The organism is Pseudomonas sp. Z1-12, from assembly GCF_051132015.1.
Classification (GTDB): domain Bacteria; phylum Pseudomonadota; class Gammaproteobacteria; order Pseudomonadales; family Pseudomonadaceae; genus Aquipseudomonas; species Aquipseudomonas zanjanensis.
Genome location: NZ_CP071647.1, coordinates 3,120,084 through 3,144,316 on the forward strand (window position 1 = coordinate 3,120,084; position 24,233 = coordinate 3,144,316).

16 protein-coding genes are annotated in these 24,233 nt (G+C 62.3%); 12 read left to right on the plus strand and 4 right to left on the minus strand.

Features of this window, described 5'->3' with window-relative positions:
• Positions 1–649 precede the first annotated feature (649 nt).
• On the minus strand, positions 650–928 hold the full coding sequence (locus J3P85_RS13190; RefSeq protein WP_003201764.1) for a DUF1652 domain-containing protein: 279 nt from the start codon (positions 926–928) through the stop codon (positions 650–652).
• Positions 929–1,121: 193 nt separating this feature from the next.
• Complete coding sequence (locus J3P85_RS13195) at positions 1,122–2,585, minus strand: MFS transporter (protein WP_434706133.1); 1,464 nt, start codon at positions 2,583–2,585, stop codon at positions 1,122–1,124.
• 131 nt (positions 2,586–2,716) lie between these two features.
• Between J3P85_RS13195 and J3P85_RS13200 the strand changes: the two genes are divergently transcribed.
• The 8 genes from J3P85_RS13200 to J3P85_RS13235 all read left to right on the plus strand — a co-directional run bounded on the left by J3P85_RS13200 (position 2,717) and on the right by J3P85_RS13235 (position 16,341).
• Positions 2,717–3,613 (plus strand): LysR family transcriptional regulator, encoded by an 897-nt coding sequence (locus J3P85_RS13200; RefSeq protein ID WP_434706134.1) that lies wholly within the window; start codon positions 2,717–2,719, stop codon positions 3,611–3,613.
• Between the two features lie 343 nt (positions 3,614–3,956).
• Entirely contained in the window at positions 3,957–5,411 is a 1,455-nt protein-coding gene (locus J3P85_RS13205) for a serralysin family metalloprotease (RefSeq protein ID WP_434706135.1), read from the plus strand.
• A gap of 56 nt (positions 5,412–5,467) precedes the next feature.
• A complete protein-coding gene (locus J3P85_RS13210; RefSeq protein WP_434706136.1) occupies positions 5,468–5,905 on the plus strand; it encodes an AprI/Inh family metalloprotease inhibitor in 438 nt (145 codons plus the stop codon).
• A 140-nt stretch (positions 5,906–6,045) separates the two neighbouring features.
• Positions 6,046–7,830, plus strand: coding sequence for a type I secretion system permease/ATPase (locus J3P85_RS13215; RefSeq protein ID WP_434706137.1), 1,785 nt, complete (start codon positions 6,046–6,048; stop codon positions 7,828–7,830).
• Positions 7,827–9,161: an HlyD family type I secretion periplasmic adaptor subunit gene (locus J3P85_RS13220; RefSeq protein WP_434706138.1), complete on the plus strand. Its 1,335-nt coding sequence runs from the start codon at positions 7,827–7,829 to the stop codon at positions 9,159–9,161. Before J3P85_RS13215 ends, J3P85_RS13220 begins: the two co-directional genes overlap by 4 nt.
• Before the next feature lie 14 nt (positions 9,162–9,175).
• The gene (locus tag J3P85_RS13225) at positions 9,176–10,525 is read left to right on the plus strand and encodes a TolC family outer membrane protein (protein ID WP_434706139.1); all 1,350 of its coding nucleotides are present in this window, start codon (positions 9,176–9,178) and stop codon (positions 10,523–10,525) included.
• Positions 10,526–11,224: 699 nt separating this feature from the next.
• A complete protein-coding gene (locus J3P85_RS13230; protein WP_434706365.1) occupies positions 11,225–14,245 on the plus strand; it encodes an autotransporter domain-containing protein in 3,021 nt (1,006 codons plus the stop codon).
• Between the two features lie 242 nt (positions 14,246–14,487).
• Entirely contained in the window at positions 14,488–16,341 is a 1,854-nt protein-coding gene (locus J3P85_RS13235) for a polyurethane esterase (protein ID WP_434706140.1), read from the plus strand.
• 127 nt (positions 16,342–16,468) lie between these two features.
• Here the strand turns inward: J3P85_RS13235 and J3P85_RS13240 are convergent, their stop codons facing one another.
• Positions 16,469–16,693: a YgdI/YgdR family lipoprotein gene (locus tag J3P85_RS13240; protein ID WP_186706770.1), complete on the minus strand. Its 225-nt coding sequence runs from the start codon at positions 16,691–16,693 to the stop codon at positions 16,469–16,471.
• A gap of 223 nt (positions 16,694–16,916) precedes the next feature.
• Between J3P85_RS13240 and J3P85_RS13245 the strand changes: the two genes are divergently transcribed.
• The 3 genes from J3P85_RS13245 (at position 16,917) to J3P85_RS13255 (ending at position 23,092) form a co-directional block, all read left to right on the plus strand.
• Positions 16,917–18,671 (plus strand): VRR-NUC domain-containing protein, encoded by a 1,755-nt coding sequence (locus J3P85_RS13245; protein WP_434706141.1) that lies wholly within the window; start codon positions 16,917–16,919, stop codon positions 18,669–18,671.
• Positions 18,668–20,998 carry an ATP-dependent DNA helicase gene (locus J3P85_RS13250; protein WP_434706142.1) on the plus strand — a complete coding sequence of 777 codons (2,331 nt, stop codon included), beginning with the start codon at positions 18,668–18,670 and terminating at the stop codon, positions 20,996–20,998. The genes J3P85_RS13245 and J3P85_RS13250 overlap by 4 nt, the downstream gene beginning before the upstream one ends.
• 165 nt (positions 20,999–21,163) lie before the next feature.
• A complete protein-coding gene (locus J3P85_RS13255) occupies positions 21,164–23,092 on the plus strand; it encodes a PAS domain S-box protein (RefSeq protein ID WP_434706143.1) in 1,929 nt (642 codons plus the stop codon).
• A 133-nt stretch (positions 23,093–23,225) separates the two neighbouring features.
• Here the strand turns inward: J3P85_RS13255 and J3P85_RS13260 are convergent, their stop codons facing one another.
• Positions 23,226–23,456 (minus strand): hypothetical protein, encoded by a 231-nt coding sequence (locus J3P85_RS13260; protein WP_186706776.1) that lies wholly within the window; start codon positions 23,454–23,456, stop codon positions 23,226–23,228.
• A gap of 153 nt (positions 23,457–23,609) precedes the next feature.
• On the opposite strand from J3P85_RS13260, the gene J3P85_RS13265 reads away from it, so the two are divergent.
• On the plus strand, positions 23,610–24,146 hold the full coding sequence (locus tag J3P85_RS13265) for a hypothetical protein (protein WP_434706144.1): 537 nt from the start codon (positions 23,610–23,612) through the stop codon (positions 24,144–24,146).
• Positions 24,147–24,233 lie beyond the last annotated feature (87 nt).

Below are 24,233 nucleotides of genomic sequence, written 5' to 3' on the forward strand. Positions count from 1 at the left end.
CCATCCATGGCCCAGCGCGGCTATCCCGGCATCCATGCCGGGATGCCCACTGCGCAATGCCTGCGTTCGGCCAGCGTGGTTTAACGGGGCGCCCAGATCAAGATCAAGATCCAAAGCAAAGCAAAGCAAAAGAGGGGCACATCCAGCCTCTCTGTGGCTGAACAACCGCAATCGCGAGCAAGCTCGCTCCCACAAAGGGTCGGGCGGTGAACACAAGATTCATTAACACCCAAGATTACCGGTGGGAGCGAGCCTGCTCGCGAAGAGGCCGGCCCATCCAACACCCTCACCGACTGTGAAACGGCTATCGCGAGCAAGCTCGCTCCCACAATGGGCCGGGTAATGAACACATAATTCATGAACACCCAAGATTACCTGTGGGAGCGAGCTTGCTCGCGATGAGGCCAGCACATCCAACCTCTTCATTAACTGAGCCACCGCTATCGCGAGCCAGCTTTGCCCCCACAGCTCTGATGGGTGCACGACCTGAAGAGCCAGGTCGGGTCTCAGGCCGCCTTGCAATAGTGACCCGCCGTAAAGCGGAACCATAAGCCGCCGTTACCGCAGCAACGGTTATGTACCTCAAAAAAACGGCGCCTTCCCAAAAAGGGAGGCGCCGTTTATCTAGCATTAAAAAGAACCAACCCGATCAGGAAGCAAACCGCCGCAACCCTACCGGTGGCACAAAGGCTTCCAGCTCGGCCTCAACCGCCTCGATTATTCGTTCCACATCCGGCGCATTCATCACCGTCGCACAGGGGATCCCTGCAATGGCGATCATCGTCTCGCCGCTGGCTCGATCAAACAACCGGGCAACCATGCTGCCCGGCGCATCCATGCTCGCTTCGAATCCCATGGGATGGAAGTGCCAGCGCATCAACTGGCAAGCGTTGGGGAACGTAACCTTGCTGAAAGATCCTTTATTCATGTGTTGCCCGCCTTCTTCAATCGAGCGCTTCCTTTTGCTCATGTCAGGAAGGAAGAGCCATCTTGGCTCTACCAGTGAGACCTAAAAATAGCACCTGAAAATGAAGCTCATGTGGATTTTTTCAGTCCGTTTTGCGATTGGTTCACTTTTTTTGATCTGGATCACGACTTAAACGGCAATGCCCAGAATGCCATCACGCTTGACCGGGGGTCTCCTCAGGTTCGCCCAACCGCTCTGGCACGCGGCATTTCAGGGCGATGATCAGGGCCAGGATCGCCATGCCCAAGGCAACGGCGAAGGTCGTGTGCAGACCGTTCGTCACCGCCTCGCGGCTGGCACGGGTGATGTCATTCGTCGCCGCTGCGGCCGCAAACACCGCACCGAGTACGGAGGCTCCGGTGAAGAAACCCAGGTTGCGCGACAGGTTGAGCAGCCCCGCGACGACGCCCCGCCTTTGGGCCGCCACATCGGCCATGACCGCCGTGTTGTTGGCCGTCTGGAAAAACGCGTAGCCCAGGGTCGTTACCACGATGGCCGGCAGGTAGCCGGCGATGCCAAGGGCGGGGGGTACCCATGACAGCATCAGGCAGCCGAGGACCATGGTCGCCAGGCCGGTGAGCCGCATGGGTTGCACGCCGAACCGATCAGCCAGGCGTCCGGCAGGCACCCCGGCCAGCGCCGCGACGCATGGCCCAGCCGCCAGCACGAGCCCGACGAGGGCCGCCGGCAGCCCGAGGGCGATGGACAGGTAAAAAGGCCCGACCAGCAGCGTTGCCATCATGATCGTCGCGACCAGGGCGCTCGTCGCCAGGCCCGAGACCAATGATCTGTCGCGAAATAAAGTCAGCGGAATCAGCGGCGACACGGCCCGGGATTGGGCACGAATGAACAATCTGCCGCCCACGAGCGCTACCAGCAGTAGCGCAATATTCGACTCGCCAAAGGTCCCGCGCCCTGAGGTCATGGCCAAGGCATAGGCGGCGAGCGTCAACGCCAACAACACGGTGCCGGTGATGTCGAAGCGGGCCGTTCCGGCCTTTGGCGGCACCTGCCGCACCGGCAGCGCGTACCAGGCCAGCCCTAAGGTCAACAGGCCAAGGGGGAGGTTGACCAGAAACAAGGCCTGCCAGCCGAACCCGCTGATCAGCAGGCCGCCGACGGAGGGACCCAGGGCCGTGCCCACCGCCGACAGCGTGGCCAGCAGACCCATGGCACTGCCAGTTTTTTCCTGGGCGACCGTTTCGCCAACCAGGGCCAAGGTCAGCGTCATCATGATGGCGGCCCCCAGGCCTTGCAACGCCCGACCTGCAATCAGCAACCAAAGCGAAGGCGCCAGGCCGCAAAGCACCGAGGCCAAGGTGAACAAGGCGATGCCGGCCAAGAGCAGCTTGCGCCGGCCCATCAGGTCGCCCAGGCGGCCGGCGCTGACGATCAGCGTGGTCATGGCGAGCAGATAGGCGAGCACCACCCATTGGACCTGCTGGAAAGAGGCATTGAGGGCCTGGGCCAGTGTCGGCAACGCCACTGCGGCCACGCTGGCGCCCAGGGAGGCCAGCAGCGTCGAGAGCGCAAGGCTCGCCAAGGCCCAGCGAGGTGAAAAGAACCGGCTCGCGGGTGCGGTTGCCGGCGGGTTTGGTTGCGTGTTGATGGGTTTCATCGTGTCACCTGTCTCCGCGCGCTCAATACGGCGCTGTCACAACGTTACCGCTGGGCATAACATGGCGGAAGACGCAGCGTTTGCAGGTTATAGCTGCACAAAACGCCTTATACCCAATTCGAGATTGCGCCATGTCTTCGCCCGACCTCAACCTGCTTGTCACCCTCGATGTACTGCTCTGCGAAGGCAGCGTGGCCCGGGCCGCCCGGCGGCTGCGGCTCAGCCCGTCGGCCATGAGCCGGGCACTGGCGCGGTTGCGAGAAACCACTGGAGATCCGCTGTTGGTGCGGGCCGGGCGAGGGCTGGTGCCGACGCCCCGGGCGCTGGAATTGCGCGAACAGGTCAGTCTCTTGGTGCAACAGGCCCAGGCGGTGCTGCGCCCAGTGGCGATCCCGGACCTTGGGCGCTTGAATCGGACTTTCACGCTGCGCACCCGTGAGGGCTTCGTGGAAAACTTCGCCATCGACCTGATCGCCCGCATTCACGAACAAGCGCCCGGCGTGCGGCTGCGTTTCGTGGAAAAGACCGACCGGGACAGCACAGCGCTGCGCGAAGGCACCGTGGACCTGGAAACGGCCGTAGTGGACAAGGACACCAGCCCGGAACTGCGAACCCAGGCGTTGTTCAGCGACCGCCTGATCGGGGTGACGCGTGCCGGACACCCGTTGAGCCAGGCGGCGATGAGCGCTACCGGTTATGCAGCGGGCGGACATATCGGGGTCTCGATGCGCGGCTTGGATCACGGCCTCATCGACCAGGCCCTGGCAGCGTTGGGACTGTCCCGGGAAATCGTCACCAGCGTGCCAGGTTTTTCCTCGGCGTTGGGGCTGGCCCGGTCCAGCGACTTGATCGCCAGCGTGCCTGAGCGCTACACCACCGGCCTGCGGATCGGCCTCTACAGTTTTACGCTGCCGTTTCCGGTGCCGGAATTCACGATCGCCATGCTCTGGCATCCGCGAATGGACGCCGACCCGGTGCATCGCTGGCTTCGGGGCTGTCTGCGGGCAGTGTGTGCACGTAAATCTTGAGGTGACTTGGTAGGTATTAATTAATAGCATTTCGCTGGCACTTAGTTGTGAAAAGTGCGATGTCGTTCGCAAATGGCGAGTTATCGATATTTAATATTTAAATATGGTTTTGTCCGACAATCTGCAGTTTCGGCAGTTGCAAGCGGAGACTAGCGAGGCCGAAGCCTATTGTTTAGGGGTGTTAAGGGGCAGGGCATGAAATTGAACGAAAAAAATTGCTAGACGTTTGATTTCCAATTGTGTCAGGTTTCTTACGTCCTCATTGGGCGAGTGATAGGACGATCTCGCCAGAGATCGTCTGTCTGACTAAAACTGTTCCATTTGCAAACAAGGAAGTGTGTTTATGTCGAAAGTCAAAAACAGCGCTATCGATTCTACCGAGCAACTGCTCTGGGCGCCGCAACTGGCCGCTCCCAGTAATGCGTTCAACCAGATCAATAGTTTCAGTCATCAATATGACCGCGGCGGTAACCTGACCGTCAACGGCAAACCGTCGTACTCCGTCGACGAGGCGGCCACCCAGTTGCTGCGCGACGGTGCGGCTTACCAGGACCGGGACGGCAGCGGCAAGATCGAGCTGACCTACACCTTCCTGACGTCAGCCTCATCCAGCACCATGAACAAGCATGGAATCAGTGGCTTCAGCCAGTTCAGCACCCAGCAGAAGGGCCAGGCCGCTCTGGCCATGCAATCCTGGGCGGACGTGGCCAATGTCACCTTCACCGAAAAGGCCAGCGGTGGCGACGGTCACATGACCTTCGGTAACTACAGCGGCGGCCAGGATGGCGCCGCGGCGTTCGCTTATCTGCCGGGGACTGGCGCCGGTTATGACGGCACGTCCTGGTACCTGATCAACAGCAGCTACACCCAGAACAAGAACCCGGACCTGAACAACTACGGCCGCCAGACCCTGACCCACGAAATCGGTCACACCCTCGGCCTGGCCCACCCCGGTGACTACAACGCCGGCGAAGGCAGCCCGACCTACGATGACGCCACCTATGGCGAGGACACCCGTGGCTACAGCCTCATGAGTTACTGGAGCGAAAGCAATACCGACCAGAACTTCAGCAAGGGCGGCGTCGAAGCCTACGCCTCGGGTCCGCTGATGGATGACATCGCGGCCATCCAGAAACTCTACGGTGCCAACACCACGACCCGTACCGGCGATTCGACCTACGGTTTCAACTCCAACACCGGTCGCGATTTCCTCAGTGCCTCTTCATCTTCGGACAAAGTCGTGTTTTCGGTATGGGATGCGGGCGGCCGTGACACCCTGGATTTCTCTGGCTTTACCCAAAACCAGAAGATCAATCTCAATGACGCCTCGTTCTCCGATGTTGGCGGCATGGTCGGCAACGTGTCCATCGCCCAGGGGGCAACCATCGAGAATGCCATCGGTGGCTCGAGCAGTGACTTGTTGATCGGCAACGCGGTGGCCAACGAGCTCAAGGGTGGCGCCGGCAACGATATCCTTTGGGGCGCCGGTGGTGCGGACAAGCTCTGGGGCGGCTCGGGTTCGGACACCTTCGTGTTCGCTGCAAGTTCCGATTCGCGGCCGGGGGCAACCGACCAGATCCTCGATTTCGTCAGTGGCCTGGACAAGATCGACCTGACCGGTATCACCCAGGGCGCGGGCCTGCATTTCGTCAGCGCCTTCACCGGTGCGGCGGGGGATGCGGTGCTGTCGACATCGGGTGGCAACAGCCTGCTGTCGGTGGACTTCTCCGGGCATGGCGTGGCTGACTTCCTGGTCAGCACCGTTGGCCAGGCGGCGGCCTCGGATATCGTGGCCTGATGTCCCTGTCCCGTGGGGGCCCTGGCTCCTGCGGGACTTCGGCCAGGATCAAGCCAATGCATAGAAAATCGTTGCCCTGTAGTGTTCAGGCGACCGCCGGGTTGCTCGCTACGCTGATGATGTTTTGTGGAGAAGTTGCCATGGCGCGCAGCCTGTTGTTAGCAGAACCCTCGCAGTTGGCCGGTCAGTGGCAGGCCGTTTTGTTGAGCCCGCAGGACACCACGCAAAGCCAGTCAATGCAGGACAAACCGTCCAACACCTGTCTGGTCGAACTCAAGGCGGACCAGACCCTCGGTGGGCAAATCGAGTGCCTGGGGCACTGGCTGGGAGATGAGCCGGTTCGTTGGTTCACCGAACCCGACGGTCTATCCCTGATTGGCAGGCAAGACTCCAGGACTCACTTGGGGCTGCGCCGGGAACATCATTACCAAATGACCTTGAAGTCTGGTTTGATACTCAGGCTTGAACGGAATAAGTCCCAGAGTGCGGATTAACGGACTTGTACGGTTGGGCAATCAGCGAGTCACGCTTGTTCGAACAGGTGTGGATGTCGGTGTGCACTGAATCAACATTTAAAGATTGGTAAGTTGAACTAACAGCCGGTTCGCCGGCAAAGCCAACAGCAAGGAAGATCATGAATAGGGCAAGGAGCGCTGCCGCAGTGCCGCTGTTTAAAGCGCTGGGCGATTATAAGAATATTCTGATCAGTGTCGGTTGTTTTACCGCGCTGATTAACGTCCTGATGCTCGCGCCTTCGATTTATATGCTGCAAGTGTATGACCGCGGGCTGTCATCCCAGAACGAAACCACCCTGGTGATGCTGTCGCTGATGGTGGTGGGCTTCTTCGTGTTCATCGGGCTGCTGGAAATGGTCCGTAGCTTCGTGGTCATCCGCATCGGCAGCCAGTTGGAACGGCGCTTCAACCTCCAGGTGTACCGGGCCGCGTTCGAGCGCAATCTGCGCCAGGGTGAAGGCAACGCCGGGCAATCCCTGGGCGACCTTACGCATATTCGTCAATTCCTTACCGGGCCGGCGTTGTTTGCCTTCTTCGACGCGCCGTGGTTTCCCATTTACCTGCTGGTCATCTATCTGTTCAACGTGTGGCTCGGCGTGTTCGCTTCCGTCGGTACGCTGCTGCTGATCGGCTTGGCGTGCCTGAACGAGGCCATGACCAAAAAAGCCTTGGGGCAGGCCAGCGTCTACTCGCAACAGTCCAGCCAATTGGCCACCAGCCACTTGCACAACGCCGAGACGATCCAGGCCATGGGCATGCTCGGGGCGCTGCGCAGCCGCTGGTTTGCCGTGCATTCGCGCTTTCTCGGCCTGCAAAACCAGGCCAGCGACACCGGCGCGGTGATCAGCTCACTGAGCAAGACCCTGCGCCTGTGCCTGCAATCCTTGGTGCTGGGCTTGGGCGCGCTGCTGGTGATCAAGGGTGACATGACCGCCGGGATGATGATTGCCGGCTCGATCCTGATGGGACGGGTGCTGAGCCCCATCGACCAGTTGATTGCCGTGTGGAAGCAGTGGAGCGGCGCCAAGCTGGCTTATCGCCGTCTCGATGCGCTGTTGCAGGCGTTTGCGCCCCAGGATGACGGCCTGACGCTGCCAGCGCCCAAGGGCCAGGTGAGCTTCGAACAAGTGAGCGCAGGACCGCCAGGACAACGCAACGCGACGTTGCAGCAGGTCAGCTTCAGCCTGGCCGCCGGGGAGGTGCTCGGCGTGCTGGGGGCGTCCGGTTCCGGCAAGTCGACCCTGGCCCGGGTCTTGGTCGGCGTGTGGCCAACCCTCGCCGGGACGGTGCGCCTCGACGGGGCTGACATCCATCGCTGGAATCGCGAGCAACTCGGCCCGCACATCGGCTATCTGCCCCAGGACATCGAGCTGTTCAGCGGCAGCATCGCCGAGAACATCGCCCGGTTTCGCCAAGCCGATCCGCAGAAAGTCGTCGCTGCCGCGCAACAGGCCGGGGTTCATGAACTGATCCTGCGCCTGCCCCAGGGCTACGACACGGTGCTGGGGGAGGACGGCGGTGGTTTGTCCGGCGGGCAGAAGCAACGGGTCGCCCTGGCGCGGGCGATGTACGACCGGCCGAGCCTGGTGGTGCTCGACGAGCCCAACTCCAACCTCGACACGGTGGGTGAAGCGGCGCTCGCCAATGCCATTGCGCAGATGAAGGCCCAAGGCACCAGTGTCGTGCTGGTCACCCATCGCTCGTCGGCACTGGCCCAGGCGGACAAGTTGCTGGTGCTCGATGACGGCCGGCTACAAGCCTTCGGCCCGAGCCAGCAAGTGCTGCGGATCCTGTCCGGCCAGCCGGAGCCACAACGCAGTGCACAAGCCGGCGCGCCCCAGGCGCCCAACGGACTGAGCCTGAGTCGCCAGTACCAAGCCGCCAGCAAACCGAGCGGCGCATGAGCAAGGATCGCGAGATGAATCTCGAACATTCACAGGACGTCGAACGCCCGGAGCGCGACGCCCGTTTCTTCACCCGCATGGGCTGGGCATTGGCGCTCGTGGGCGCGGGCAGTTTTTTCACCTGGGCCAGCCTGGCGCCGTTGGACCAAGGGATTCCCGTACAAGGCACCGTGGTGGTTTCAGGCAAGCGCAAGGCCGTGCAATCGATGAGCAGCGGTGTGGTCAGCCGGATCCAGGTGCGCGAAGGCGAAGCGGTGAAGCAGGGCCAGCCGCTGTTCCGCCTGGACCAGACCCAGGCCGCCGCCGACGTGCAATCGCTGCAGGCGCAGTACCGGATGACCTGGGCCAGCCTGGCGCGCTGGCAAAGTGAGCGGGACAACCTGTTGCAGGTGAGTTTCCCGACCGAACTGAGCCGCGATCCCGATCCAGGCCTGGCCCTGGTGCTCGAAGGCCAGCGGCAACTGTTCAGCAGTCGCCGTGAAGCGTTCGCCCGGGAACAGGCGGCGTTGCGCGCCAGCATCGAGGGCGCCACGGCGCAACTGGCGGGCATGCGCCGGGCCTGCAGCGACTTGATTGCCCAGGCCGAATCCCTGCGCCTGCAACTGGGCAACCTGCAACCCTTGGCCGACAACGGCTACATTCCGCGCAACCGCCTGCTGGACTATCAGCGCCAGTTGTCGCAAGTGCAGCAGGAACTGGCGCAGAACAGCGGCGAAAGCGGGCGGGTGGAGCAGGGGATCGTCGAGTCGCGGCTGAAGCTGCAGCAGCACAACGAGGAGTACCAGAAAGAAGTGCGCAGCCAGTTGGCCGACGCCCAACTCAAGAGCGAAACCCTGCAACAGCAACTGAAATCCGCCGGGTTCGAGTTGCAACACAGCGAAATCCTCGCCACCGCCGATGGCATCGCCGTGAACCTGGGGGTGCACACCGAAGGCGCGGTGGTGCGCCAGGGCGACACCTTGCTGGAAATCGTGCCCCAGGGCACGCGGCTGGAGGTGGAAGGGCACCTGCCGGTGCACCTGATCGACAAGGTCGGCCCGCATTTACCGGTGGACATCCTGTTTACCGCCTTCAACCAGAACCGCACGCCGCGAGTGCCGGGGGAAGTCAGCCTGATATCCGCAGACCAGATGCTCGATGAAAAAACCGGCGCGCCGTATTACGTGCTGCGCAGCAGCGTCAGCGACGTGGCCATGGACAAGCTCAACGGCCTGGTGATCAAGCCCGGCATGCCGGCTGAGATGTTCGTGCGCACCGGCGAGCGCTCGTTGCTCAACTACCTGTTCAAACCGCTGCTCGACCGAGCCGGCTCTGCGTTGACCGAAGAATAAGGATGTCCGGCGGTATGAAGCGTTTTTATTGGATGGCCTTGCTGGCCTTTTCCGTGGGAAACAACGCCTGGGCCATGGGGCCGTTCGAGTTCTACGAGCAGGCCTTGCGCAATGACCCGGTCTACCTGGGCGCGATCAAGGAGCGCGATGCGGGCCTGGAGAACCGCGCTATTGGCCGTGCCGGGCTGTTGCCGCATTTGGGTTACAGCTACAACAAGGGTCGCAACCAATCCAAGGTCACGTACCTCAATGACCGTGGTGCCAGTCAGCACGACGATCGCAACTACAGCAGCTACGGCTCCGGCCTGACGCTGCAGCAACCCTTGCTGGACTATGAGGCGTACGCGGCTTACCGAAAGGGCGTGGCCCAGGCGCTGTTCGCCGACGAAAGCTTTCGGGAAAAGAGCCAGGCGCTGTTGGTGCGGGTACTGAGCCAGTACACCCAGGCCTTGTTCGCCCAAGACCAGATCGACATCGCCCAGGCCAAGAAAAAGGCGTTCGAGCAACAGTTCCAGCAGAACGAACAGCTGTTTCGCCAGGGTGAAGGCACCCGCACCGACATCCTCGAGGCGCAGGCGCGCTATGAACTGGCAATCGCCGAGGAAATCGAGGCGCGGGACGAGCAGGATGCCGCCTTGCGTGAACTCGGCTCGTTGATTGGCGTCCCGGCCCTGGACATCGGCGACCTGGCGCCCTTGCACGACACCTTCCAGGTCTTTGCCTTGCAACCGGCCAGTTTCGACACGTGGCATGAGCTGGCGGTGAGCAATAACCCCAGCCTGGCGTCCCAGCGCCAGGCGGTGGACGTGGCGCGCTTCGAGGTGGAACGCAACCGTGCCGGGCACCTGCCCAAGATCAATGCCTACGCGACCATGCGCCAGAACGAATCGGAAAGCGGCAATACCTACAACCAGCGCTACGACACCAACACCATCGGCCTGGAAGTCAGTGTGCCGCTGTATGCCGGCGGCGGGGTCTCTGCGTCGACCCGCCAGGCCAGCCGCAACATGGAACAAGCCGAATATGAGCTGGAGGCCAAGACCCGCGAGACGCTGATCGAGCTGCGCCGGCAGTTCAGCGCGTGCGTGTCGGGGGTGAACAAACTGCGGGCCTACCAGAAAGCCCTGAGCTCCGCCGAAGCGCTGGTGGTCTCGACCCGGCAAAGCATTCTTGGCGGCGAGCGGGTCAACCTCGACGCGCTCAACGCCGAGCAGCAGCTCTACACCACCCGCCGCGACCTGGCCCAGGCCCGCTACGACTACCTCATGGCCTGGACCAAGCTGCATTACTACGCCGGCACCCTCGGTGCGCAGGATTTGGCGAAGGTGGACGAGGCGTTTGTGTCCCCCGTGGACGCTCGATGACAGTGAGGATGCCTTTGTGGCGAGGGAGCTTGCTCCCGCTCGAGTGCGAAGCGCTCGCAGGTATTTTTGGGGCTGCTGCGCAGCCCAGCGGGAGCAAGCTCCCTCGCCACAGAAGCTGGGCAAGCCACAGAAGCGTCGGCACCCTCGGTGCGCAGGATTTGGCGAAGGTGGACGAGGCGTTTGTGTCCCCCGTGGACGCTCGATGACAGTGAGGATGCTTTTGTGGCGAGGGAGCTTGCTCCCGCTCGAGTGCGAAGCGCTCGCAGGTATTTTTGGGGCTGCTGCGCAGCCCAGCGGGAGCAAGCTCCCTCGCCACAGAAGCTGGGCAAGCCACAAAGCGCCGGCACCCTCGGTGCGCAGGATTTGGCGAAGGTGGACGAGGCGTTTGTGTCCCGGAGCCCCGTTCCATGACCGGCACGTTGCTTTTGTGGCGAGGGAGCTTGCTCCCGCTCGAGTGCGAAGCGCTCGCAGGTATTTTTGGGGGCCGCTGCGCAGCCCAGCGGGAGCAAGCTCCCTCGCCACAGAAGCTGGGCAAGCCACAGAAGCTGGGGCAAGCCACAAAAGCCATGGCAAGCCACAAAGCCAGGAACACCACAGGATTTTTGCAACAACTAAGGATGGTTCGTGATGAAAATCGAAAACAAAAAACAACCCAGACCGACAGGTCGCGTGTTTCTGCTCAAGACCCTCAACCGCGCCATGCTCTGCGCCCTGGCGACCTTGGGCACGGCCCAGGCGGCGCCTTATGTCGAGGGCGGCAGGGCGGGTGACCCGGACAGCTGGCGCAGCAGCGAGTTTGACGCCGAATGGGGGCTGGGTGCGATCAACGCGCAGCAGGCCTACGCCGCCGGGTACACCGGCAAGGGCGTCAAGCTGGGGATCTTCGACCAGCCGGTCTATGCGGCGCACCCCGAGTTCTCCGGTACTGACAAGGTCGTGACCTTGGTCACCAGCGGCATCCGCGAATACACCGACCCCTACATCCCGGTGAAAGCCGGCGATCCGTTCCGCTACGACGGCTCGCCGACCGTCGGCTCCGACGGCAAGCTGGGCTCCCATGGCACCCACGTCGGTGGGATCGCCGCCGGCAGTCGCGATGGCGGCCCGATGCATGGCGTGGCGTTCGATGCGCAGATCATCAGCGCCGACAACGGCGACCCGGGCCCCGAGGATGGCATCATTCGGGGTAACGATGGCGCGGTGTACAAGGCGGGCTGGGACGCGTTGATCGCCAGCGGCGCACGGATCATCAACAACAGCTGGGGCATCGGTATCACCGACCGCTTCGACCAGGGCGGTCGCGATCCGGCGTTCCCGCACTTCACTGTGCAGGATGCGCAACTGCAATTCGATCAGATCCAGCCGTTGCTGGGCACCAAGCCCGGCGGTGCCTACGAAGGGGCCATCGCCGCGGCTCGCAGCGGGATCGTGACGATCTTCGCCGCCGGCAACGACTACAACCTCAATAACCCCGATGCTATCGCAGGCCTGGCGTATTTCGTCCCGGACATCGCGCCGAACTGGCTCACCGTGGCGGCGCTGCAAGTCAACCCGGACACCGCCAGCCCCGATCCGTACACCATCAGTACCTTCTCGTCGCGCTGCGGTTACACCGCCAGTTTCTGCGTGTCGGCACCGGGCACCCGGGTCTACAGCGCGGTGATAGGCGGTACCAATGCCGACGACCTGACCGTGGGCTACGCCAACAAGAGTGGCACCTCCATGGCCGCGCCCCATGTCGCCGGCAGCGTGGCGGTGTTGATGGAGCGTTTCCCCTACATGACCGGTGCCCAGGTCGCCAGCGTGCTGCGCACTACCGCCACCGACATGGGCGCGCCGGGCGTCGATTCGTTGTATGGCTGGGGCATGATCAACCTGGGCAAGGCCATCGACGGCCCATCGATGCTGGTGACCGAACAGGACATTCCCGAAGAATTTCGCATCGACGGCGCCTACGGTTCAGGTCAGTTCGTGGCGGACCTGCCGGGCATCGGCGCGATCATTGATGCCGGAAAACCCACGGAGCGGGTGTGCAGCGGCATCCAATGTGGCCTGGACGTTTGGCGCAACGACATCGCCGGCCACGGCGGGTTGACCAAGGAAGGCATCGGCACCCTGGTGCTCACCGGTGAAAATACCTACAGCGGGCCGACCCTGGTCAATCAAGGACGATTGGCGATCAATGGTTCGCTGGCATCGGCCGTGACGGTCAACGACGGCGGCGTCCTCGGCGGCAACGGCCGCATCGCCAGCCTGACCGCCAACCGCGGCGGCAGCGTGGCGCCGGGCAACTCCATCGGCACCTTGCAGGTGGCCGGCAACGTGACGTTCCAACCCGGTTCGAACTACGCGGTGGAAGTCTCGCCCAGTTCCAGCGACCTGATTGTGGCTGGCGGCAAGGCGTCCATTGACGGGGCGACGGTGTCGCTGTCCCTGGAAAACAGCCCGACGCTGCTCACGGCCGGCGAAGTGAAAAGTCTGCTGGGTAGACAGTTCAATATCCTGCAGGCTGCCGGTGGCATTGATGGGCGTTTTGCGGAAGTGTTGCCCAACTACGCGTTCCTGGGGGGCGACCTGGCGTACGGCGCCAGCGGCATCCAACTGGCGGTCCAGCGTAACGACGCGTCATTTGCCAGCCTCGGCCTGACGCCCAACCAGCGCTCCGTGGCCACTGCCGCCGAGCAACTGGGCGCGGGCAACGGGCTGTACGAGGCCTTGCTGCTGGCGCCCAATGCCGCTGTGGCACAACAGGCGTTCCAGCAGTTGTCCGGCGAAATCCACCCGGCCATCGGCACGCAGTTGATCAACGACAGCCGCCATTTGCGTGACGCCGTGGGCGATCGTCTGCGCCAGGACGCCCTCTACGACGCCGGTACACCGACCGATGCCAGCAGCAATGCCTGGTTCAAGGTGCTGGGCGCTTGGGGCAAGAACGAGGGTCGGCATGATAGCGCCGGCACGACCAGCTCCATCGGCGGCTTGCTGGCCGGTGTCGATGGCCTGATCAGTGAGCAGACGCGACTGGGTTTCGTCACCGGCTACAGCGACAGTTCGCTGGGCATGGGCGACGGCACCCATTCCTCGGCCAAGGCCGACAGCTATCACCTGGGTGCCTACCTCGGGCATGAGATCGACGCGCTGCGCCTGACCGTCGGCGGCGCCCACAGCTGGCACCGCATCGACGTCAAGCGCGACCTGCAATGGGGCGACGTCAGTGGCCGGGAGAAAGCCAAGCGTGATGCGCGGACCACCCAACTCTTCACTGAAGCGGCGTACCGCCTCGATGTGCAACCGGTGGCCCTGGAACCGTTCGCCAACCTGGCCTATGTGCACCTGGACAGCGACAGCTTCCATGAGAAAGGCGACAACGCGGCCCTGCACGGGGGTGACGACCGGCGCGATGCCGTGCTTTCGACCCTGGGCGTGCGGGCCAGCCACACCCTGGCGCTGTCGGATCAACAGCAACTGCAACTGTCCGGCTCCCTCGGCTGGCAGCACAACCTGAGCAGCACCTCGTCCGAACAGGATCTGGCCTTCGCCGGCAGCAGCAACACTTTCGCGGTGCAGAGCGTGTCCATGGACCGTAACGCCGCCGTGATCGGCGCCCGTGCCGGGCTCGCCGTCGCCAAGGATGTGCGGGTCAACCTGGACTACAACGGCCTGCTCGGCGCCCGGGATAAAACCCATGGGGTGGGCTTGACCCTGGATTGGCAGTTCTGACCAAGAGAAGGCGTTGAACAGGCACTTCTGCAGAGGGAAGGTCTGAACAGGTCTTCTGTGGCGAGGGAGCTTGCTCCCGCTGGGGTGCGAAGCACCCCCAAACAGGCTGACCGGATCAACCTGGCACACCGCGACAACCGTGTTGGGGCTGCTGCGCACCCCAGCGGGAGCAAGCTCCCTCGCCACAATGATCCTCCATCAGATGGTTTTAGCATTCCAACAACAAAAAGAGAGCAACCACCATGGGTATCTACGACTACAAGAACCTCGGCACCACCGAATCCAAGGCGTTGGTCAGCGACGCAATGGCGATCATGCTGTATTCCTACCACAACCTCGACCACGGCTTTGCCGCCGGGTACCAGCACAACGGCTTCGGTGCCGGCCTGCCGGCGACCCTGGTCACCGCGCTGTTGGGGGGTACCGATTCCCAAGGGGTGATTGCCGGCGTGCCGTGGAATCCCGATTCGGAAAAACTCGCCCTGGAGGCGGTGCAGAAAGCCGGTTGGACACCCATCAGCGCCGAGCAACTGGGCTACGCCGGCAAGGTGGATGCTCGTGGGACGTTCTTTGGCGAAAAGGCTGGCTACACCACCGCGCAGGTCGAGATCCTTGGCAAGTACGACGCAACGGGGCAGTTGCAGGAAATCGGCGTGTCGTTTCGCGGCACCAGTGGCCCTCGGGAAAACCTGATTGGCGATTCCATTGGCGACGTGATCAACGACCTGATGGCCGCGCTGGGCCCCAAGGATTATGCGAAAAACTACGTCGGCGAAGCCTTTGGCAGCCTGCTGGAGGATGTCGCGAAGTTTGCCCAGGCCCATGGGCTCACGGGCGCGGACGTGCTGGTCAGCGGCCACAGCCTGGGTGGGCTGGCGGTCAACAGCCTGGCGGACTTGAGCTCCCACCAATGGTCAGGCTTCTATGCCGATGCCAATTACATCGCCTACGCCTCGCCGACCCAGAGCAGTACCGACAAGGTCTTGAACATCGGCTACGAGAACGATCCGGTGTTCCGCGCCCTGGACGGCTCGACGTTCAACCTCGCCTCGGTGGGTGTGCACGATGGGCAACAGGAATCCGCCACCAACAACATCGTCAGTTTCAATGACCACTACGCTTCGGCGGCCTGGAACGTGTTGCCGTTTTCCATCCTCAACATCCCCACCTGGATTTCCCACCTGCCCAGCGGCTACAGCGATGGCCTGGGCCGGATCATGGACTCGGCGTTCTACGACCTCACCGAAAAAGACTCCACCCTCATTGTCGCCAACCTGTCGGACCCCGCGCGCGCCAACACCTGGGTGCAGGACCTCAACCGCAACGCTGAAACCCACACCGGCAGCACGTTCATCATCGGCAGCGATAGCAACGACCTGATCCAGGGCGGCCAGGGCAGCGACTACCTGGAAGGGCGCGCCGGCAACGACACCTTTCGCGATGGCGGCGGCTACAACGTGATCGAGGGCGGGCAGGGCAGCAACAGTCTGCAGTTGCAGCAGTCGGTGAAGGATTTCAGTTTCGCCCATGACGGCGCCGGGACGCTGTACCTGCGCGATGCCCATGGCGGGATCAGCGTCACCCGCGACATCGGCACCCTGATCAGTAAAGAGTCCGGATTGTTCTGGGGGTTGCTCAAGGATGAGGTGAACCACAGCGTCACCGCCAACGGCTTGATGGCCGGCGCCAACCTGACGGCGTATGCGTCATCGGTCAAGGGCAGCGCGGCCAACGACACCCTGGTGGCGGGTGCGAAGGGGGACTGGCTGTTTGGCCTGGACGGCAACGACGTGCTGGTAGGCAGCGCGGGTCACGACACCTTCGTCGGCGGTGCGGGCAATGACCTGATGCAAGCGGGCGCTGGCGGTGACACCTTCCTGTTCAACGGCTCGTTCGGCCAGGACCGGATCACGGGGTATGAGGCGGGGGATAAACTGGTGTTCCTCGGTGTACCGGGCGCCGGGACAGGTCATGACGACAGCGAGTACCTGTTACAGGTGGGCAATGACACGCTGCTCAAGGTTGGTGACAGTTCCGTGACCCTGGTGGGGGTTGGTCTCGGTCAGGTTGGTGGCGACGGGATCGTGTTCGCCTGATATCGCTATCGCGAGCAAGCCCGCTCCCACAGTGGATTATGGGTGGATGCAGCATTTGTGTTCACCACCGAGCCTTTGTGGGAGCGAGCTTGCTCGCGATGGCGGCCTACCGGGCGAATCACTGGAATCAGTCTTCCTTGCGAATGGTGGCCACATCATCGGCGCGGACTCGGACTTGTCTGCCGGAAATATCCTCGAACTCATAGAAACCATCGACGGTGCGGGTGTTGGGGGTGTCCTTGGTCAAATATTGGGTGCCGTTCTGCAAAGTCACCACCGTGGGCGACGCGCAGCCAGCCAGCGCCATAAATGCCACGGCAACCAGGGGCAGGCCCACAAACTTCATGTTCATAACCATAACCTCTCAAATCCAAAGGACACGGAGCAGCTGATTCGACCGCGCCATCATCTTAGTCAACCGCCATTGGTCTCGCTTACCGTAGGAAAGTTCATCGCTAGCTGAAGGATTTCACCTTAAATATAGGAGACCGTTCATCTTTTGCGGTTGCCTGGCTGGTTTACAGCTGCTATCTGTATGCATAACCAGTATCTCGACATCCTTGGCGTTTCTTTCCGTGGCAGCCCGTTCTCTCGACGATCCGTTTTACTACCTGAACAACTTCCAGCAAGTGCTGGCGTGGTTGACCCAGCGTTATGCCGATGTGCTCAGCAGCGCAGAGCAGCGCTTCATCGACGATTTCGCGGCGTTACCCCGTGCCTCCCAAGGCTTGCTGGTGCGGATGGTGATGCGCAAAGGGCTGCGGTTCCGTCATAACAAGCTCAACTACCCGGAAATCGGCGACATTGGCGTCGCCGTCGAGCCTTTGCTGGCGCTGGGTTGGGTCGAGGAACAGGCCCCGGTCGGGCTCGTCGAACTGTTCGAGGTGTTGCTCAAGGCGGAAATCCTCCAATGCCTGGGCCACCTGATCGAATACCCCAAGGGCAAAAAGACCGAATGGCTCCAGGCCCTGGAGGATCACTCCAGCCCACCTCAGCCGTTCCGTGCCTGGTGTCCGCAGCTCGATGATCGGCTGTACAGCCTGACGATCATGGACCTGTGCGACAGGCTGCGCTTGATGTTCTTTGGCAACCTTTACCAGGACTGGTCGGAATTCGTCCTGGCGGACCTGGGCATCTTCACCTACGAAACCGTCGAATTCAGCACCGAGTCACGGGGCTTGCGCAGCCGCGAAGACGTCGATGCCTGCCTGTTCCTGCACGACTGCCAACTGCGCTTCGAAGCCGGCGAGCCCGTGGAAGAGATCGTCGCCCAGGTCAACGACCTGTCCCTGGATAATCCATGGCTGGAACGGCGCCGGGGCAAGTTGTTGTTCCAGATCGGCCAGTACGGCGAGCGCATCGGCGATTTCGCCCTGGCCTTGTGCATCTATCGCGATTGCACCTACCCAGGCGCGCGGCTGCGGAGGGTCCGAGTGCTGGAGCGCATGGGCGAATATGCCTTGGCCCTTGAACTGGGTGAGGCGGCGGCGCAGGCACCGCAAAGCGCTGCTGAAATCCAGGCGTTGCTGCGGATCGTGCCTCGCCTGCGGCGCAAGCTGGGCGGCCCGCCAGTGCCACGGACAATCGCCCGGGAAGTGGAGCGCCTGGACCTGCATCTGCCTCGCGTCGATCCGGCCTTGTCGGTGGAATACCACGTCCAGGCCCATCTGCACGACGAAACCGCGCCGGTGCATTACGTCGAGAACAGCCTGATCAATTCGCTGTTCGGCCTGTTGTGCTGGCCGGCGATCTTCGCGCCGTTGCCGGGCGCGTTTTTCCATCCGTTCCAGCGCGGGCCGGTCGATCTGCTCAACGAGGACTTTCATGCCCGTCGCGCCGAGTTGTTCGCGGTCTGCCTGGCGGAGTTGGACGACGGTCGCTATCGACAGACCATCGGCCGCCGTTACGCCGAAAAGTGGGGCGTGCAATCGCCGTTCGTGTTCTGGGGCGCGTTGTCCGAACCCTTGCTGGAACAGGCCCTCGATTGCCTGCCGGCCGAACATCTCAAGCACTGGTTCCAGCGCCTGCTGCTGGACATCAAGGCCAACCGCGCCGGTATGCCGGACCTGATTCAGTTCTGGCCGCAGCTCAAGACCTACCGCATGATCGAAGTCAAAGGCCCCGGCGATCGCCTGCAAGACAACCAACTGCGCTGGCTGGAGTTCTGTCATGAGCACCAGATGCCCGTTGCCGTTTGTTATGTGCAATGGGCGGAGTCCGCCATCGCGAGCAAGCTCGCTCCCACAGGGGGTGAACCTTGTGGAAATGAGCAGGGGGATGCACCACCGATCCCCTGTGGGAGCGAGCTTGCTCGCGATGGGGCCGCATGAACCCTGCACCGAGCTACAGCATCGCCGTGCGGGCGCTGTGTGAGTTCACCGCCAAGGTGGGCGACCTGGACCTGCGCTTCACGCCGTCGCCCACGGCCCTGGAAGGCATTGCCGGCCACCGCACCGTCGCTTCGCGGCGCAGCGAGGGGTATCAGGCTGAAGTGGCCCTCGAAGGTCATTACCAGACACTGAAAGTCAAAGGCCGGGCCGACGGCTATGACCCGGCCCGCCAGTGCCTTGAAGAAGTGAAGACCTACCGGGGCGACCTGAGCAAACAGCCGGCCAACCACCGCCAGTTGCACTGGGCCCAAGCGAAAATCTATGGCTGGCTGATGTGCCAGAAGCTGCAGTTGCCGCACATCGATGTGGCCCTGGTGTATTTCGACATCATCAGCGAAAAGGAAAGCCGCTTCGCGCAACGCTTCGAGGCACTACAGCTGCAAGCCTTTTTCGAGGAGCAATGCGCCTCGTTCCTGGCCTGGGCCGAGCAGGAAATGGCCCATCGACAGGCCCGTAACCTCGGCGCCCAGGCGCTGGTATTTCCCCATGCGGGTTTCAGGCCGGGGCAACGGCACTTGGCCGAATCGGTATTCAAGGCGGTCAGCACCGGCCGCTGCCTGATGGCCCAGGCGCCCACCGGCATCGGCAAGACCGTTGGCACCTTGTTCCCGATGCTCAAGGCCCTGGCGCCGCAGCAATTGGACAAGGTCTACTTCCTCACGGCGAAAACCCCGGGACGCAAGCTGGCCCTGGACGCGGCGCGCGTGATCACCGACAGCGCGCCGTCGATGCCGTTGCGGGTGCTGGAAATGATCGCCCGGGACAAGGCCTGCGAGCACCCGGACAAAGCCTGCCATGGCGAATCCTGTCCGCTGGCCCGCGGGTTTTATGACCGCCTGCCGGGCGCCCGGGCAGCGGCGAGTCGAGTCGCCATGCTCGATCAGGCGGCGTTGCGCGAAATTGCCCTGGCCCACGAGGTGTGCCCGTATTACCTCAGCCAGGAAATGGCCCGTTGGACCGACGTGGTGGTCGCCGACTACAACTATTACTTCGACTTCAGTGCCTTGCTCTTTGGCCTGGCCCAGGCCAATAACTGGACCGTCGCGACCCTGGTGGACGAGGCACACAACCTGGTGGAGCGCGGACGGCAGATGTACAGCGCGACCCTCGACCAGGCCACGTTGAACGGTGTGCGCAAGACCGCCCCCGAAGCGCTGAAGAAATCCCTGGAACGGGTCAATCGCCAGTGGAACGCTTTGCATGCGCCCCAGGTGGCGGCCTACCAGGCCTATGAAAAACTTCCGGAAAAACTGCTCCAGGCCTTGGCCACCTGTACCACGGCGATTGGCGATTACCTCAACGATCACCCCCAGGGCCTGGACAGCGCACTGCAGGCGTTTTACTTCGACGCCTTGCAGTTCGGCCGGGTGGCAGAAACCTTCGACGAACACTTCCTGTTCGACATCCACAAGCGTGAGCTCGGCCGCCAGCGCAGCCTGTCGACGCTGTGCCTGCGCAATGTGGTGCCGGCCGCATTCCTGCGGCCCAGGTTGACGGCGGCCCGCAGCACCGTGCTGTTCTCGGCGACCCTGAGCCCTCGGCATTACTACGCGGATTTGCTGGGGACGCCGGGCGACACGGTGTGGATCGACGTGGAGTCGCCGTTCAAGGCCGAGCAGTTGGACGTACAGGTTGTCAGCCGTATTTCCACCCGTTTTGCCCATCGCCAGGCGTCCCTGGAGCCGATCGTCACGTTGATGGCCCGCCAGTTCAGCGAGCGCCCGGGCAATTACCTGGCTTTTTTCAGCAGCTTCGATTACTTGCAGCAAGTGGCCGGGCTGTTTGCCGAGCGATACCCACGGATTGACCTCTGGACGCAATCGCGGGGCATGGGCGAAGCCCCTCGGCAGGCGTTTCTCGAACGCTTCATGGAGCACAGCCAGGGCATTGGTTTCGCGGTGCTGGGCGGGGCGTTCGGGGAGGGCATCGACTTGCCGGGCTCACGCCTGATCGGCGCCTTCATTGCCACCTTGGGGCTGGCGCAGTTCAACCCGGTCAATGAGCAGATGAAACAGCGCATGGCGGCGATTTTTGGCGACGGCTACGATTACACCTACCTATATCCGGGATTGCAAAAAGTCGTACAGGCGGCCGGCCGGGTCATCCGTACCCAGCAGGATCGCGGGGTAGTGATGCTGATCGACGATCGGTTTGGCGAGGCCAGGGTGCAGCAACTGTTGCCGCGTTGGTGGTCGGTCACCCCGGAAACACAGTGTGCACCCTGTGGGAGCGAGCTTGCTCGCGATAGCGGTCTGTCAGTGACATGAAGGCTGGCGGATAAACCGCTATCGCGAGCGAGCTCGCTCCCACAGGGAACTGAGTAGGACTCGGGTTTGTGAGCTGTCTGGAGAGCTGCTGATCACTCAATCATTTTTCCTGACGCCAGACTTGTTCCATAATCCGCAAAAAATCCACACGGATGCCCCGGCCAGATGCTCGAGAACGACCCAAAGACCCCGCTCATCAACGAGGAACAGCGCTTTCGCTTGCTCATCGACGCGGTGGTCGACTATGCCATCTACATGACCGACCCTTCGGGCATCATCACCAGCTGGAACTCCGGTGCCAGGCGTTTCAAGGGCTATGAGGAAGCCGAGATCCTTGGCCAGCATTTCTCCCGGTTCTACACCGACCAGGACCGCGCCGCCGGCCTGCCACAACGGGCACTGGACACGGCCGTGCGCGAGGGGCGTTTCGAAGGCGAGGGCTGGCGAGTGCGCAAGGACGGCACGCTGTTCTGGTCCCATGTAGTGATCGATCCGATCATCGACAGCCAGAGCGGCACCTTGCTCGGCTTCGCCAAGATCACCCGCGACCTGACCGACCGCAAGATGGCCGAGGAAACCCTCAAGCAAAGCGAGCAGCAGTTTCGCCTGCTGGTGCAAAGCGTCACCGATTACGCCATCTACATGCTAGACCCGGAAGGCCAGGTCACCAACTGGAACCAGGGGGCACAGCGGATCAAGGGTTATATGCCGGTGGAAGCCATCGGCCGGCATTTCTCGATGTTCTACACCCCCGAGGATCGCGATGCCGGCGAGCCGCAGCGGGCGTTGAGCATCGCTGCCAGCGAAGGACGATTCGAGAAAAAAGGCTGGCGGATGCGCAAGGATGGGACGCGCTTCATGGCCCACGTGGTCATCGATGCGATTCGCAGCGACACCGGCACGCTGTTGGGTTTTGCCAAGATCACCCGCGACATCACCGATGCCACCCAAGCCCAGCAGGCCCTTGAACAGGCCCGCGAGGCGTTGTTTCAATCCCAGAAATTGCAAGCCATCGGCCAGCTCACCGGGGGGATTGCCCATGATTTCAATAACCTGTTGACGGTGATCCTTGGCAATCTGGAAATCGTGCGCAAGCGCATGCCCAGCGAGCCGAAACTCACCCAATTGCTGGAAAACGCGACCCAGGGCGCGCTGCGCGGGGTTTCGCTGACCCAACGCATGCTGGCGTTTGCCCGTCGGCAGAAACTGACCTACGAATCGGTCGAACTGTCCGCCCTGGTGCAGGGCATCAGCGGATTGCTGCAAAGCTCCCTGGGCCCGTCGATCCACATCCAGACCCGTTTCGACGAGGCGCTGTCGCCGGTGCTGGCGGATGTCAACCAATTGGAACTGGCGATTCTCAACCTTGCGACCAATGCCCGGGACGCCATGCCCCATGGCGGCCAGATCATCATCGCCGCCGATGAGCGGCAAGGGGCTGATGCCGCGCCGGACAAGCCGATGGCCCCCGGGCGCTACATTTGCCTGACGATAACCGATGAGGGCGAGGGCATGGACGAAGCCACGCTGGCTTCGGCCGTGGATCCGTTCTTCACCACCAAGGGCGTCGGCAAGGGCACCGGCCTCGGCTTGTCGATGGTGCATGGCTTGGCGGAACAGTTGGGTGGCCGCCTGACGCTCAAGAGCCAGAAAGGTGTCGGTACCACCGCCGAACTGTGGTTGCCAGTGGCCGGCGATTCGGCCCCTGGCAAAGCGGCGATCGAGGAAGCGGCGCCGCCGGTTCACGAGTTGAAAGTGCTGGTGGTCGATGACGACAGTCTGGTGCTGACCAGCACGCGCCTGTTGATCGAGGACCTGGGGCACCGAGTCCTTTGCGCGCCGTCGGGGGCCCAGGCGCTGGAACTGTATGAGCGCAACCTGGACATCGACCTGGTGATTACCGACATGGCCATGCCGCAGATGGACGGCGCGCAGTTGGCGAAAGTGTTGCGCGACCGTCAACCGACCCTGCCCATCATCCTGGCCACCGGTTATGCCGAACGCCTGGAAGGTTTCGCCGCGCAACTGCCTCGGTTGATCAAACCGTTCAAGCAGATCGATCTGATGCAGATCATTGGGCAGACGATGAAATAGCCAGGAAGGCAATGGTTGTCTCCTGTGGCGAGGGAGCTTGCTCCCGCTGGGCTGCGAAGCGGCCCCAAAAGCAGGCGAGCGCTACGCGCCCGAGCGGGGCAAGCTCCCTCTCCACAAGAGCAGCCGCCTTCGCCTATTCGGTGTTCTTTTTGAACCCACGCAAATTCATCGCACACAGGCAAAACTGCAACACGATCAGCGCATACGCATCCGTATGCAAACCCCAGATCACCCACAAAATATTGCTCGCGATAAAACAACTGAAGCCCGCCACCCGACGTCGGGGTTGGCGTGAGCCGATCAGCCAGGCGGCCAGCACCGTCACGAGCATCGCTGGCCATTGCACCCATCCAAGATAATCCACGCAAACCGTCCTCTTGCCCTTACGCATTAGAGACCTTTGCCGTTGCGCAGCGTTTCCTCGGATTTCGCCGCACCTGTGGTCCATTGGCTTGAACTTGCCGCGTGCCGGGTTCTTCTAATAAGTCCGAATCATCACCGAGGCCCAGCCTGCGCAATGCCCAGAATACTCACCGGGTCCACCCCGGAAGAAGAACTGACGGAACACAACGCCAAACTGTTCGGCTCGCCCAAGGAGCGGCTGGATTTCTACCGCCGGGAGATCCAATACGAAACCAGCATCCTGGCCAACCGAACCGATGCCTACCTGGCCGCCCAGTCCTTTCTGGTGATCGCCTTCGCCTCGTGCATGGCCAACCTGAACCCGGAGTGGGGCAAGTTGTTCACGTTGATCGTGCCGCCATTCCTGGCCTTGCTGGGGTTCCTGAGCTCGCTCAACGCCTGGCCGGGCATCAAGGCGGCCTACGAGATCATCGATCACTGGCATTTCAAGCAGAGCGAGCTATTGCGCGCCGAACCCCTGATGGGCCTGGCCTATGACGAATCGCCCTTGTTCAGCGAACGGGAATCGACCCACAAGGGGTACCGCAAGTCATTGCTGTTCTCACTGCGTACACCGTGGATCTTCGCCACGTTCTGGGTGTTGCTGGGGGCGTATTCGGTTTATATCCAAGTAAGTGATCCTGGCGGTTGAAGCACACCTTTTGAAGTCGGGCATCAGTGTGGCGAGGGAGCTTGCTCCCGCTCGGTTGCTCAGCAACCGCAAAGCTTGGGGCCGCTT